We start from the raw sequence: 14,527 nt of genomic DNA, 5'->3' as shown, positions 1-14,527 counted from the left end.
CAGCCCTAAAACGGCCCCTATATGAAGAGAATACTATCTATCCTTTTTTTCTCTTCCTGCATCGTTCCGGCCCTGGCACAGCAGCAACCCCAGTTTAGCCACTATGGCTTCAATGGGATGTTTCTGAACCCGGCCTACGCTGGCATCAAGGGACAAGGCGATATTGTACTGCTCGGCCGACAACAATATATTGGCTATACCGGCTCTTTTGATGAAGGGGGGTCTCCTAAAACTGCGGTGTTAACTGCCAACCTGCCCGTAGCTGCTTTGGGTGGGGGCTTGGGTATTAGCGTGTACCGGGACAAGATTGCTCAGCTGTCTATTACACACACGGAGTTGTCGTATTCCAAGCACCTGAAGGTGGGTGAAGGTTTGTTAGGCATTGGGGTGCAAGGCTCATTCAGCAACGTGTACCAGGGTAAGTACCGGCCCTTGGATGACGATGACCCACGGGTGCCATTTGAGGGGTCCGATAATAAGTTCGACGCTGGTGCTGGCGTGTGGTACGAATCGAGCAAGCTCTACGCTGGTCTGAGCGTGAACAACCTGCTGCGGTCCAGCTATAAGTTTGCGACGGAAAAGGTGAACGAGCGTACGGCGCAATTCACCGCCGAAAATCACGCATACCTGACGGCCGGATATAATATCGAAGCTTCTCCGTCCGTTGTCGTTACCCCTACAGTTTTGGTGAAAATGGTTTTCCCCGGCCAACTGGGTGATAACAATAAATTCTCTCTCAAAAACAACTCCTATGAAGCAGGTGTAAGAGCTACGTTTGAAGATCGGTTTTGGGGAGGATTAGGGTACCGGTCCGGCGAATCTCTTACGGCGCTGGGCGGTGTAAGCTTTGCTAAGGACAATGCAATGCGCGTGGGATTGGCCTACGACTTTATTGCATTTAACCAAGCTGCGCGGGCCACTAGTTCGTTGGAAATTATGCTCTCTTACCGCCTGCCTAAACCCGGGCTGGCTGTCCGGCCAGCTATCCGTACACCCCGCTACAGCTTCTAGAAAAGAGGCTTTCGCCAAAAGGAACCAATACGTCAAACCCGTTGTCCTGCCCTCGCCGCAGAAATTCTTTAACTCATTGCTGCCCATAGTTTAACCGGCCAAAAGGCTCGTTCGCAGACAAATGGAATGCATTGAGCGATAGGCTTGCGTACGAACGCACGATTCGTTAGCTTTGCCAGCTCGAAAAATTGTAATCTTTGGATATCGCCGCCTCGACCGTCTTTTTCTTTCTCTCATGAACAAGTTTCTCGTATTGCCTCTCGTCGCTCTTTCGACGCTTATCCTGGGGGGCTGTGGTTTCGGTAAAGGACCGCAAGGCGACCTGGTTGGGGCGGAGGATCGTCCGGAGTTCAATCCTCAGGAAGTGCCTTACGGCATGGTGCCCTGCCCCGGTGGAACGTTCCATATGGGCCAGACCGACCAAGACATTTCGGCTTCGATGGTGAACATGAACAAGCAGGTAACTATTGCCGGCTTTTACATGGATGAGACCGAAATTACCAACAACGAATACCGGCAGTTCATGAACGCCATCCGGCAGGACTCAATTGACGTGCTGGGCGAAGAATATGTAATGACGGAACTCTATCCTGACACTACGGTGTGGGTGCGTGACTTCACCTACCACATGGGTGACCCGCTGATGGAGTATTACTACACGCACCCCGCTTTCGACGATTATCCGGTAGTAGGGGTAGACTGGTTTGCAGCTAAGTATTTCTGCAACTGGCGCACCAAAAACAAAAATGCCGCCAATGCCGAAGCCGGCTTGGCGCCTACGCCAAACTTCCGCCTGCCTTCCGAGGCTGAGTGGGAATACGCTGCCCGTGGTGGTCGTGACCTGGCTACCTACCCCTGGGGTGGCCCATACCTGCGCAATTCCAAAGGCTGCATGCTGGCTAACTTCAAGCCTGGCCGTGGCGACTATGCTTCGGATGGCTACGCGTACACTTCGCCGGTAGGTGCCTTCTTCCCCAACGACTTCGGCCTGTACGATATGTCGGGTAACGTGTCGGAGTGGTGCGACGATGCGTACATGGAGGCTTCGGTACCGGTGGTATGGGATATGAACCCCACCAACCCCGACGACAATGAGCCCCGCAAAGTAGTGCGTGGTGGTTCGTGGAAAGACATTGCGTACTTCCTTGAAACAGGTACCCGCAACTTCGAATACCAGGATTCGGCCCGCTCCTATATTGGTTTCCGCACGGCCATGATTCAGATTGGCATGGGCACCAACCAGAGCCTGAACTAATAGCCGCTTTGCCCGGCTTCTACTGAAAGCACACCCATACAACCCTCCCGTGTTTTCTTAACAACACATTACCACAACAAACTTCTTTTTTCAACACCACAATCACATGGCAGCTAAAGGCGGTAGTTTTCTGTACGATGTATTGATGCCTAAAGTGTACGGCATCGGCGCAGCAGTAGTAATTGTAGGGGCATTGTTCAAAATTCAGCACTGGGAAGGTGCCAGCGAAATGCTGATCGTGGGTCTGGGCACCGAAGCGCTGATCTTCCTGCTAAGTGCATTCCAGCCGAACCCGAAAGAGGTAGACTGGTCGTTGGTATACCCCGAACTGAGCGAAGGCTATGATCCTTCCACCAACAGCAACCGTTTCGTGGAGCAGGGCACCGGCACGGGCCTGACGCGCAAGCTGGACGATATGCTGAAAGATGCTAACGTAACCCCTGAGGCTATTGCTTCGCTGGGCCAAGGCCTGAACCGCCTAAGCACTACTACCCAGCAGCTCTCCACCCTTGGCGACGCTACCAGCGCTACTGACGAGTACACCTCGAAAGTTCGCACGGCTGCTCAGTCGCTGGAGCGCATTAACGAAGCTTACTCGACCACGGCTCAGGCTATGACGGCTATGGCCGATGCTACTAACGATGCTCGTGAGTATCATGTACAGGTGCAAAACGTGACCAAGAACTTGGGTGCGCTGAACGCAGTGTACGAAATGGAGTTGCAGGATGCCAACACGCACCTGAAGTCGATGAATAAGTTTTATGGCACTCTGGCCCAAGCCATGGAAAACCTGACTGAAGCTGGTAAAGAAACCGACCAGTTCAAGCAGGAAGTAACCAGCCTGACCACCAATCTCAGCTCGCTGAACCGCGTGTACGGTAACATGCTGAACGCTATGCGCGCTACCAACTAAGGTAGCCGCACATCATATCGTTTCAGATAAAGTTCCACTAGTATAGCATAGGTAGACACGATGGCGGGAGGTAAAGAGACTCCGCGGCAGAAGATGATCGGGATGATGTACCTCGTACTCACCGCACTTCTCGCCCTGCAAGTAAACTCAGCAATTCTGCTGAAATTCAAGTTCCTCGACGACAGCTTGGCCGCTATCAACGGCAAAGTGTCGAAAGCGAATGACGGTACTGTAAAAGGTATCAAGGCCCAGGTTGAGAAAAACCGCAACCAAGCTCGTGACCTGGCAGTGCTCAAGCAAAGCGAGGAAGTACGTACTGAAACTCAGAAAGTAATTGCCTATCTGTCAGGTGTTCGTCAGCAATTGATGGAGAAGACAGAGAACAAAGGCAAAAACGAGTTCAAGAACATGAGCGCCGAAGACAAAGTGGCGGAACTCATGCTCGGTGCTTCGCAGAACGGTGAAGGGTACAAGATGAAAGGCGAGTTGAATAAGTACTCGACCTATATCAAGCAATTTGTGCCCAACGCTGGTCCTCTGGCACTAGATGCCAAAGAAGACCCAATGGTGACCGAGAAAGAGCAGAAGAACAAAAACTTCGCTCAGCTGAACTTTGAAAATACTCCGGTAGTAGCGGCTCTGGCTGTGCTATCGCAGAAAGAAGCTGAAGTGCTGAAATACGAGTCGGATGCGCTGAACGCGCTGTCTGCTAAAGTAGGTGGCAACGTAATCGTATTTGATAAAATCGGAGCTTTTGCTAGCGCCGAGTCGAACACGGTAGCTGCTGGCACTAAGTACAAAGCAGAGCTGTTCCTGACGGCTTCAGCCTCGGGCCTGAACCCAACGATGACGCTGAACGGCTCGCCCCTGCGCGTTAATCCGGATGGTCATGGTCTGGTGGAATTTACTGCTCGTCCTGGTAATTTCGACCAAGCTGGCAACGCTAAGGGTTCTTGGACTGGTACTATTCGCTTCAAGCAGAATGGTCGTGACACTACTTTCACCAAGAAGGTAGAGTACACCATCACCAAGCCGGTAATGCAGATTCAGTCGGCTTCGGTACAGGCTCTGTACTTCAAGTGCGGCAACAAGCTGAGCGTACAGGTACCTGCTCTGGGTGCTCAGTACGACCCCAGCTTCTCGGCTTCGGGGGCTTCTACCATCAAAGGCTCAGCTAAAGGTGAAGTAACGCTGGTGCCGAACTCGCGGGAAGTAACGCTGAACGTGAGCAGCGGTGGCAACCCCATTGGCTCGCAAACCTTTCAGGTGCGTCCTATTCCTAAGCCTGAAATTCAGTGCTGGGTAGGTGGCCGTCCCGCCAACGAGAAACAGGGTACCCCGATTACGGCTGTTCGCAATATGAACCTGAAAGCTGTACCGGATGCTGGTTTTGCTACCTTCCTGCCGGATGACGCTCGTTTCCGGGTATCTAGCTACCAGGTAACGCTGGTACGCGGTAAGCGCCCGGCTATGCCGCCCATCAGCGTAAATGGCCCCAATGTTGACCTGACCAGCGTAGTAAACACCGCCCGTGAAGGCGACCGTCTGTACATTGAAGTAAAAGGTGTGCAGCGTCAGAACTTTCAGGGCAACATCGAGGACGTAAACGTTTCGAAGCAGTTCAATATTCCGCTGCTGTAAGCGTTACTGGTTCTGAACTATCCCTCGCGCTTTTTTGATTACCCAGGTATGAACAAATTCCTCTCCTTCGCCGCTCTGACGGCCGGCCTGACGCTGTCGGTGGCAGCATCGGCTCAGGAACAAGCTACCACCGCGAGCAGCAATGGCTCGTACCGCCCGATTCCAAATTCGGACATTATGTTCCGGAAAACCATCTGGCGTGCAATCGACCTGCGCGAAAAGCAGAACAAGCCGATGTTTGCGGAAGGCAAGGAAATCAGCCGCGTAATCATTGACGCTGTGAAGCGTGGTGAGCTGCAGGCTTACAAAAACGACTCGTTAACGTCTACTTTCTCTTCAAAAGAAGTAATCGGCAACATGTCGTATGCTGAAGCTAGTGCTGGCCTAAGTGATGAGGAGCGTGCTGCTGGGTTTTCAGAAGATACTGGTGACGGGTGGGGCGCTCCTGCTCCTCGCAGCAATAACCGTAATGGCCGCAACAACCGTCAGGCTGCTGCTCCTGCACGGCCGGCTGCTCCGCCAAGCTATGAGTACCGTCCTAAAGACATCTACCAGATGGAACTGAAGGAGGATATGATTTTCGACAAGAAGCGGTCGAGAATGTATCACGATATCAAGTCTCTGACCCTGCTGGTGCCTTCCACGCTAAGCGCTAACACTTCGGGTATTGAAAAACCCATTGGTACGTTCAAATACAGTGACTTGGTGCGCGTATTCCGGGCCAACCCGGATAAGGCAATCTGGTTTAACCCCCAGAATGATGCCCAGCACAAGAACCTGGCGGATGCATTTGAACTGTGGCTGTTCAACTCCTACATCGTGAAGGTGTCGAACCCCAGCGACTCGCGCTTGGATGAAATCTACGGTGGGCAGCAGCAAGGTATTCTGGCCTCGCAGCAAGCCGCTGCCGACCTGATTGAATACGAGTATAATCTGTGGTCGTTCTAACAACAGGAACTCGTTAGATTTCGCTGATTTAACTAATTCGCGTAATTCAGGATACAAAAAAGCCCCAGCTAATTGGCTGGGGCTTTTTTGCGTTTAGCGCGAGCATAATTGTTACGACTGTGGGGTTTCTTCCTGTTGGCTAAAATAATCAAGTAAAATGCGGGCCTTGGCTTTGCCTACTTCAATAGTTAGCTCCTGTTCGGTCAGCTCTTTGATTTTCTTGACGGACTTGAATTTGGTCAGCAGCTTGTCGGCGGTTACGGGACCGAGGCCTTTGACGTCGGTTAGCTCGGTTTTGAGGGTGGCAGCGTCGCGGCGGGAGCGGTGGAAAGTGATGCCGAAGCGGTGGGCCTCGTCGCGCATGCGCTGGATGAGGCGCAGCGTTTCACTTTTCTTGTCGATGTAGAGTGGCAGTGGGTCGTTGGGCACGTAGATTTCTTCGAGGCGCTTGGCAATACCGATGATGGGAATCTGGCCCCACAGGCCAAGGTCTTTCAGGGCTTTCACGCCCATGCCCAGTTGGCCCTTCCCCCCGTCCACAATCACCAGTTGCGGCAGGCTGGCGCCTTCATCAAGCAGGCGGCGGTAGCGGCGCGTGACGATTTCGTACATCGAGTCGAAGTCGTTGGGACCTACCACCGTTTTGATGTGGAAGTGGCGGTAGTCCTTTTTGCTGGGCTTGGCGTTGCGGAAGCACACCATGGCGGCCACCGGATTGTCGCCCTGGAAGTTGGAGTTGTCGAAGCACTCGATGTGCTTGGGCAGCTCCGTGAGGCGCAAATCCTTTTTCATGGTTTCCATGATGCGCACCTCGTTCAGGTCTTTGCTCCGGTCGTTCATGCTTTCCTTCTCCTTACGCAGGTACAGCACGTTTTTCAGGGCCAGCTCCAGAAGCTTGCGCTTGTCGCCAATCTGGGGCTGGGTGATGGTAACGCCCGGCAGCGGCAGGTTATCGACCGGTACGTTGGTCAGAATTTCCTTGCTCTCACTCTCAAACTCCTGCCGCATCTGCATAATCAGCGGGGCCAGCACCTCGTCGTCGGGCTCGTCCAGCTTCTTCTGCAACTCCACCGACTGCGTGAGAATGATGCTGCCGTTCATCACCTTGAGGTAGCTGATAAAGGCCGATTTTTCGTTGGAGGCAATGGCAAACACATCAATGTTGGTGAGGTTGGCATTGACGATAGTGCTCTTGGCCTGAAACTCGTCGAGCTTGTCCAGCTTCAGTTTGAGTTGGTGGGCCAGCTCGTACTGCTGCTCTTGGGCGGCCTGCATCATCCGCTCGCGGAAGTATTGCTTGGGCAGGCGCAGGTCGCCGTTCAGAATCTGGCGAATCTGCTGGATGTATTGGTTGTAGGTTTCCTCGTCTTGGTGGCCCTCGCAGGGGCCTTTACAATTACCGAGGTGGTACTCAAGGCACACTTTAAACTTGCCGGCCTCAATGTTCTGGGGCGAGAGATTGTAGGTGCAGGTACGCAACGGATACAGCGCCCGAATCAGCTCAACCAGCAGATTCATGCCCGTTACGTTGGCGTAGGGCCCATAATAGCGGCCCTGGCCCGGAATCTTGTTGCGGGTTGGGATGAGGCGCGGAAACCGCTCGTTGGTGAGCAGCAGGTAGGGGTAGGTTTTACCGTCTTTGAGCAGGATGTTGTACTTGGGCTGGTGCTGCTTGATGAGGTTGTTTTCCAGCAGAAAGGCATCCGACTCCGAATCGACGATGGTGAATTCGATGCGGCGGATGTTCTTGACCAGCTGCTGGGTTTTCTTGTTGTGGTCCTGCTTGGTGAAGTAGCTGCTCACCCGCTTGCGCAGGTCGATGGCTTTGCCCACGTAAATGATGGTATCCTCGTCGCCGAAATACTTGTACACGCCGGGGCGGTGCGGGAGCTGACGAATTTGGTCTTGCAGTTCGGGGCGGGCGGCCATAAAATCACAGATTGCAGATGGTTGGGATGCCGCAGATTCGTTCTGCCGGGCAAAGCCGCATCTGGTGGGTTCAACAGAAGTACGCAACGGCTCGGGGCGAGGGTTCAGCCAGCCGATGCAGTATCACGACTATAACAAAAAAGGTGGCCAGGACGTCCCGGCCACCTTCCGTAAAAATCGGGTAATTGGGCGAAAAACCAGCGTTATGTGCGCGGCAGTCACCTTCCCTCAGCCGGGGTTAGATATCCTCCTCGTTGAGGTCTTCCAGCTCTACCTGGTTCAACTTCTGCTCGTACGGGATGGTGTCGCGCTGGCCGGTGCCGCCGTAGTAGCGGGAGCAGTCGATTTCAATGCTCAGGGGCTGTGTGGGCTTGGGGAAGGGGCCGGTGTTGATGTCGATGCTCTTATCCTTATACACTTTCTGCATGAAGATGCCGTAGAGCGGCAGCGCCAGGCGGGAGCCCTGGCCGTAGGCACCGGTGCGGAAGTGGATACTCCGGTCTTCACCGCCCACCCACATACCACACACTAGGTCGGGCGTGAGACCCATAAACCAGCCATCGGAGTAGTTGGAGGTGGTGCCGGTTTTGGCCCCGATTTCGTTGTTGAATTTGAAGCCACCCTTCAGGATGATGCTGGTACCGCCTTTCTCCTCGGTGGCACCGCGCAGCATGTAGGTCATCAGGTAGGCGGTTTCCTCGCTCAGGGCTTCCCGCGTCTGGGGCACAAACTCGCGGAGCACGTTGCCGTTCTTGTCCTCAATGCGCGTTACCATCATGGGAGCCGTCCAGATGCCCTTGTTCACGAAGGTGCTGTAGGCGCCGGTGAGTTCGTAGATGCTCACGTCGGAGGAGCCGAAGCCCACGGCCGGCACTGCTTCAATAGGGGAGGTGATGCCCAGGCGCTTGGCGTAGCTGACCACCGTTTCGGGTCCCAGTTTCTGTACCAGCCAGGCCGTAATGGAGTTCATCGAGCGGGCCAGGGCCTGACGCAGCGTGAAGGTGCGGCCCGAGTAGCTGCCCTCAAAGTTCTTGGGCGTGTAGGCCGGCCGGCCCCGCTCGGCCGGAAAGGTAGTAGGTACGTCGGGACGCTGGTAGCAGGGCGAGTAGCCTTGGTCGATGGCGGCCACGTACACGAAGGGCTTAAACGTGGAGCCTGGCTGCCGCTTGCCCTGCTTCACGTGGTCGTACTTGATGTATTTAAAGTTGATGCCGCCTACCCAGGCCTTCACCTGCCCGTTCAGCGGGTTCATGGCCATGAAGCCCGAGTGCAACAGGCGTTTGTAGTAGGCCAGCGAGTCCATCGGTGACATCAGCACTTCCTTCTCGCCCCCGTTCCAGGTGAACACCTTCATCTTGTACTTCTTGTTGAGGTAGTACTTGATGGAGTCCTTGTTGCCCTCGTAGCGGTTGGTGAGCGACTTATACCGCTCGGTGCGCTGAATGGAAGTGCTTAGGAAATTCGGAATAACGCGGCCGTTTTCGTCGCGCCAGGGTTGCTGGCCCTTCCACTGCTGGTCAAACCACTTCTGCTGCAGCTTCATGTGCTCGGCCACGGCTGCCTCGGCATACTTTTGCATGCGCGAGTCGATGGTGGTGTAGATTTTCAGGCCGTCGGCGTACAGGTCGTGGTCGGTTTCCTTGGCCCACTGCTTCAGCATCTTGCTTACCTCAACCCGGAAGTAGGGCGCAATGCCTTCGTTCTGGTTTTCCACGTTATAGCGCAGCGCAATTGGCTGGAGCGTATCGGCGCGCAATTGCTCGGGTGTGATGTAGCCGTACTTGTTCATCTGGCGCAGCACCCAGTTGCGGCGCACTTTGGAGCGCTGGGGGTTGAACTTGGGACTGAAGCGCGTGGGGGCGTTTAGCACGCCCACCAGCGTGGCAGCTTCGGGCCGCGTCAGCTCCCGGGGCTTCTTGCTGAAGAAGGTTTTGGCCGCCGTATTGATACCAAAAGCATTCGAGCCGTAGTCGTTCGTGTTCAGGTACATGCGCAGGATTTCGCGCTTGGTGTAGCTGCGCTCCAGGCGGGTAGCCAGAATCCACTCTTTGGTTTTGGTGATGAGCATCCGTACGCCGGGCACGTCATTCAGTACACCGTCGTTCAGGTCTTCGCGGGTGCGAAACAGCACCTTAGCCAGCTGCTGCGTGAGCGTGGAGCCTCCACCGCCGCTGCCGCCCGTGAGCAGGCCCGCCGCCACCCGGCCGGTGGCCTTGGGGTCGATGCCGGAATGTTCTTCAAAACGGGCGTCCTCGGTGGCAATTAGGGCATCTACCAAGTGCTGGGGCAGGTCCTCGTACTCAGCGGGCGTGCGGTTCTCCCGAAAGTATTTGCCCATCAATACGTTGTCGGCGGAGTATACTTCAGAGGCCAGCTCGCTACGCGGGTTTTCCAGCGTTTTGAGGTTGGGCATACGCCCAAACAGGTTCAGGAAGTTGACGCTGACCGCCAGCACGTACAGCACCAGGCCCGCCACGCCCATTCCAAACAGCACCCAGAAGCCACGGGCCCAGCTGGTAAACCGGCCGGGAAAAGTTGATTTTCGGGATGCGGTTTTGCTTTTGGCAGGATAAGCCATTGAGAAAGAAAGGAAAGAGTAAAAGTCAATAAGTTGGAGAGATGCTGCCGTTGAACGGGCAGTGGGCCTACGCAAAAACCGTGGGCTTTTATAGTTGCTCTCCGCCTTCTGGCTTCAAAGTTAACGGTAGGTCTGCTGATAGAAGCGCTGATACTCCTCCAGGTTCTGCGTCTGGAGCAATACCGGCAGGTTATCAATACTGATTACCACGGTTTGGTAACCCGCGCCCCGCAGCTTACTCACCGGCGACTGAGGACCCCGCAGCTTGAGGGCGTAACTCTGGGCCAGTTTAGAGCCGGGCAGGGCTTCCACTACTATCATCTCCTGCGCGGCGCCCAGCGGCTGCTGGCGTACTAGCAAGCTGCTCGATTTATAATAGCGCGTATTGTACGCCCCCAGCTGTGCTGGTAACTCTTTCAACGCAGGCGCATCTTTAGCAAACACCAGCACCACTGCGTGAGACGCGGCCATATCGGCTTTGAAAGGCGAAGCTGGCGCAGGTGGCGCAGGAGAAGGCGTTACGGCTGGTACCGGAGTGGTTGCGCTGGGACTGGTTGCCGCTGGAGTAGCTGTAGAAGCTGGAGCGGGAACAGTTGGAACAGCAGCCGGCGTAGTAGGCGCAGGTACTGCAGAGGCCGGAGCTTCTTTAGGCTTGGCCGCGGCTACGGGCTTTTTACCCCGCGCCCGTGCCTGGGCTGCGGCCATTCGGGCAGCTTTTGCCGCTTCCTCCGCAGTGGGTGGGGCCGGAGCAGGCGCAGTGGAGGTCGGCTCCGGGGCAGAAGTTGTGGTAGGTGGTATCGTAGCTGCACTCTGCGAGGCCGAGCCAGCGGCTGGCTGAGCGGCCGTGGGCAATGGGCTGGTATCCGGATTCGAGGTAACGGTGGCTGTGGTTACCGGTGCGGTGGCGGTGGCGGCCGGAGTAACGGGGCGGGCCAGGGGCACCAGCGGCGACTCATTTTCCTGGTAGAAAATGCGCATCCTGTTTTCTACTTCGCCTGGCTTAAATACTGATACTGGGGGCTTATCCGTCGAAACCAGTGCGCCGGTCACCTGACCAGCTTCGTACTTTTTGTACGTATCCATCAAAGCCGTAGCCTGACCGGCCAAGGGGCTGGTTGGATAGTCTTTGTAAAACTTCTCCACGGCTGCTTTGGCCGTGAGTGGGGGCTGCGTACGGATAGCCAGCAGCGTGTTTAAATAATCAACCTTATCGTTCAGGTCGTTCTGCGGGTACTCCTTTCGGGCCCGCGCCAACACGGCTGCCGATTTCTTGAATTCCTGCTTTTTGTAGAAGGTAAATGCCGAATCAACCAATATGGCTACCTGGGCATTTGCCAAGGAAGTACGGCGCAGGTATTCCGGGTCGGCCACCAACCGGGCGTACGAGGTATTGGGGTAAGCCTCCCGCAAGCGAGTGGCGTATCCTTCCGCTTTGCCCATGTCATTCTGTTCCTTGTACAGCAGGTACAGGATGTAGAGCGTTTCGGGCGTGTGTTGGCCTTTGGGGTAGCGGGTGAGCAGCTGCTCATACGTCTCAGCCGCCCGGGCAGGCTCTTTTAGTTGCTGGTTGTAGATGCCGCCCAGCGCGTACAGTGCCTCTTCCGTTAGCGCGTCCGATTGTTGCAGCAGCGCGGGCGTCAGCGGAATCGATTGCCGGTAACGGCCCACTAGGTCGCGCAGTTGCACGGCCGGGTCAACGGCCACGTTGGGCTGAGTTGTGCCGTTTACTACCGTGTTGCTGTTGCCGGCAATGCTTACCGGTACATTACCACCCCGCGCTGTCACGGGCGAGTTGCTGGCTTGGTTTACGGTCCGCCAGTTGTCCTGCAGCGGCCGGTCGCCCCAGCGCTTAATAAAGTCGTTACGGGCCGTGCTCAGGGCCGTGGGGTTATCGAAGTACCACTTGGCCCCAGTATTGCCGGCCAGGAAGTCATCGGCACTAATGTTGGGTTGCAGGTCGCGGCTGGTGCTCAGGCCGGTGGCAGTTTGCGCAAATCCGGTTCCGTTTTGGCTCTGCCGAGCCTGCTGGGCCGCAAGGGCGTCGGCTTCTTTGCGCTGCCGGTCCAACTCGGCTTGAGCGTAACCAGTCAGTCGGGTGCGTAGGGTGGCCGAATCAAGCCGGGCCAGAGCTTGCAGGCTATCCTGCGTTTCGATGGTGGTAAGCTGCTTTGCGAAGTCCTTGAGAATGGTAGCCCGCTCGGCCGTCGCCTCGTAGTTGGGAGCTTCGCGCGGCATGTTCTGCACCGTGCTGTCGTAGTAAGCCGCGGCCAGCCGGTATTTCTGCAGGTTTTCGTAGTAGATGCGGCCGCCCAGCAAGTAGGTGTAGGACTTCTGGGCCCGGTTGGTAGTTGGCGTGCGGGCCGACTTCTGCAACAAGGCCAGGGCCTCGGGGTAGCGCTGCTGCCGGTATTCCAGCCGCGCCATCTCGTAGTAGATTTTATCCCGGTACTCCTTGTTTTTCGTGTCCTTCAGCAGCTTGGCGAAATACTTATCCAGCCGCGCCCGGTCGTTCTGGTTCAGGTCCGATACTTGGCCGAGCATCAGCTTGCTGTAAAAATCCAGCTCGTAGGGCGGATTCTTTTTCAGAATCTGGTTGAGCTGGGCGTAGGCTTTCTTATCCTCGCCCTGTTCCTGGTACAGCTGGGCCAAGATGTAGCGGGTCCTGGACTGTTCGTTCTTGGGCTCGATGTACGGGATAGCCTTTTCCAGATTCTCAATGGCCCGGGATGGTTCACCCACCCGCAGGAAATACTCAGCCCGCGTGAGGAACAGCTCCCGGGCATTGCGCTCCGTGCCGGTTTCCTTATCCAGCAAGTCTGAAACAGCAGCTGCATTGTCCAGCTCTTTAAGAGCCAAGAAGGTGCGCATCAGCCAAATCAGGGCCTCGTGGCGGGCGTTGGGGTCCTGGCTGGTGGTGTTTACGTATTTAAATGTCTTGGCCGCATCCTCCAACTCCCGCTTATAGTAGCGCGCCTTGCCGATGAGGATATAACTATCATCCGTCCAGTCGGAGCCGGGGCGGTACTGCACTGGCAAGGATGCTTTCTTGATAATATCCTCCATATCGGCCGTGACGCGGGCTACGGTGGCATCATCAAGCGTCGGGAAAAGCGGTAGTACCCGGTTATAATCGTTTATGCGGGCTGTATTCAGCGTGGTTTCCGTAGCTCGCATCTTCTCGCGGGCCAAGAAATACGCATTGTCGCGGGCCACTATGTTGTCGTAGGTACGGCCTACCACGGAGCGTCGCTCGGAGGCGCACCCGGCCACACCTGCCACCAGAGCAGAAGCGGCAGCGGCGGCAGTAAGCCCACGTACTAATAAAGAGTTAGATGTCGTCAAAACGGCAGGAAGCTCAGAGCAGAAAACGGTATCGGACTGAAAACGTGGGGCCGCCCCGAAATCGTTCGGCGGCCTTCAGGTTCACAACGAAGCAGCGTAGGTAAAAGTACAGGTTTCCCTCATACCCGGCGCGCAGCGCCAACTCAGGCTTATACGTACTATCCTATCACGTAATTTTATCATCTCACCACACACCCACTCCACCGCGTATGGCCATGCCTGCTTCTCCCACGCCTCAACCCCCGCAAAAGGAAAATAACTCTGACCGCATGCGGGCCGTGGCCAAGTATTCCGGCATTGGAGCCCAAATGCTGGCCACCATTGGTCTCAGCACCTGGGCTGGTTACTGGCTGGATGGGCATTTCCAGAGTAAAACGCCGTGGTTCACGCTCAGCCTGATGCTGCTGGGTCTGTTTGCGGCTTTATATAATGTTATCCGCTCTGTGTCGAAAGACCAGTAATTCAGCGGTAGTTTTGCGGCCCACTTACTTTTAGCTGCTTGAAAGCCTTTGTCCGCTCATATCTGCTCTTTTCCCTGTTGCTGGGATTTGTGCTGTATGCCCTATACAGCCAGTTTGGCCCGCGCATTGTGCACCCGTTCACACCGTACACATTTGGGTTCTTCTTTTTGCTTACTCTACTAACCTATTGGGTTACGGCGAAGCTGGTGCAGAGCAACCCGCAAAATTTTATGGTCGCGTATTTCGGCAGCATGGTTGCACGGCTGCTTTTGTCGCTTACGCTGGTGCTGGTGTACCTTTTTACAGGTGGCGGGCACGAAGGCAACGCACGCTGGGCCTTCCTAGGGAGCTTCTTTCTACTGTATTTTCTCTTTGCTGGGTTTGAAGTGTGGAGCGTTCTGAGTAACTTGCGCCCGTTTTCAAAACCGGGTGAAAACCCTTAGATGAAG

The 14,527-nt window shown here is 55.5% G+C and carries 10 protein-coding genes; 7 read left to right on the top strand and 3 right to left on the bottom strand.

The genetic code is table 11. The features are described 5' to 3' along the window. Positions 1–21: 21 nt before the first annotated feature. The 5 genes from LF252_RS16725 to porN all read left to right on the top strand — a co-directional run bounded on the left by LF252_RS16725 (position 22) and on the right by porN (position 5,768). Positions 22–1,011, top strand: coding sequence for a PorP/SprF family type IX secretion system membrane protein (locus LF252_RS16725; RefSeq protein ID WP_226270726.1), 990 nt, complete (start codon positions 22–24; stop codon positions 1,009–1,011). A 235-nt stretch (positions 1,012–1,246) separates the two neighbouring features. After that, a complete protein-coding gene (gene porK, locus LF252_RS16720; protein ID WP_226270725.1) occupies positions 1,247–2,266 on the top strand; it encodes a T9SS ring complex lipoprotein PorK/GldK in 1,020 nt (339 codons plus the stop codon). A 106-nt stretch (positions 2,267–2,372) separates the two neighbouring features. After that, the gene (gene porL, locus LF252_RS16715) at positions 2,373–3,179 is read left to right on the top strand and encodes a type IX secretion system motor protein PorL/GldL (RefSeq protein ID WP_226270724.1); all 807 of its coding nucleotides are present in this window, start codon (positions 2,373–2,375) and stop codon (positions 3,177–3,179) included. A gap of 60 nt (positions 3,180–3,239) precedes the next feature. Next, positions 3,240–4,820, top strand: coding sequence for a type IX secretion system motor protein PorM/GldM (porM, locus tag LF252_RS16710; protein ID WP_226270723.1), 1,581 nt, complete (start codon positions 3,240–3,242; stop codon positions 4,818–4,820). A gap of 48 nt (positions 4,821–4,868) precedes the next feature. Further along, positions 4,869–5,768, top strand: coding sequence for a type IX secretion system ring subunit PorN/GldN (porN, locus tag LF252_RS16705; protein ID WP_226270722.1), 900 nt, complete (start codon positions 4,869–4,871; stop codon positions 5,766–5,768). A 111-nt stretch (positions 5,769–5,879) separates the two neighbouring features. On the opposite strand, the gene uvrC is transcribed toward porN, so the two are convergent. The 3 genes from uvrC to porW all read right to left on the bottom strand — a co-directional run bounded on the left by uvrC (position 5,880) and on the right by porW (position 13,617). Then, positions 5,880–7,697 (bottom strand): excinuclease ABC subunit UvrC, encoded by a 1,818-nt coding sequence (uvrC, locus tag LF252_RS16700; protein WP_226270721.1) that lies wholly within the window; start codon positions 7,695–7,697, stop codon positions 5,880–5,882. A gap of 238 nt (positions 7,698–7,935) precedes the next feature. Further along, positions 7,936–10,275, bottom strand: coding sequence for a transglycosylase domain-containing protein (locus LF252_RS16695; RefSeq protein WP_317197868.1), 2,340 nt, complete (start codon positions 10,273–10,275; stop codon positions 7,936–7,938). A gap of 120 nt (positions 10,276–10,395) precedes the next feature. Further along, positions 10,396–13,617 carry a type IX secretion system periplasmic lipoprotein PorW/SprE gene (porW, locus tag LF252_RS16690; protein WP_226270720.1) on the bottom strand — a complete coding sequence of 1,074 codons (3,222 nt, stop codon included), beginning with the start codon at positions 13,615–13,617 and terminating at the stop codon, positions 10,396–10,398. A gap of 215 nt (positions 13,618–13,832) precedes the next feature. On the opposite strand from porW, the gene LF252_RS16685 reads away from it, so the two are divergent. Next, positions 13,833–14,078, top strand: a complete 246-nt coding sequence (locus tag LF252_RS16685; protein WP_226270719.1) for an AtpZ/AtpI family protein — start codon at positions 13,833–13,835, stop codon at positions 14,076–14,078. Positions 14,079–14,116: 38 nt separating this feature from the next. Beyond that, positions 14,117–14,521 (top strand): hypothetical protein, encoded by a 405-nt coding sequence (locus tag LF252_RS16680; RefSeq protein ID WP_226270718.1) that lies wholly within the window; start codon positions 14,117–14,119, stop codon positions 14,519–14,521. Positions 14,522–14,527: the final 6 nt, after the last annotated feature.

The sequence above is a fragment of the Hymenobacter pini genome (assembly GCF_020421205.1).
GTDB classification, from domain to species: domain Bacteria; phylum Bacteroidota; class Bacteroidia; order Cytophagales; family Hymenobacteraceae; genus Hymenobacter; species Hymenobacter pini.
The sequence above is the reverse complement of the archived record's forward strand: the minus strand, read 5'-3'. Positions and strand labels throughout refer to the sequence as shown.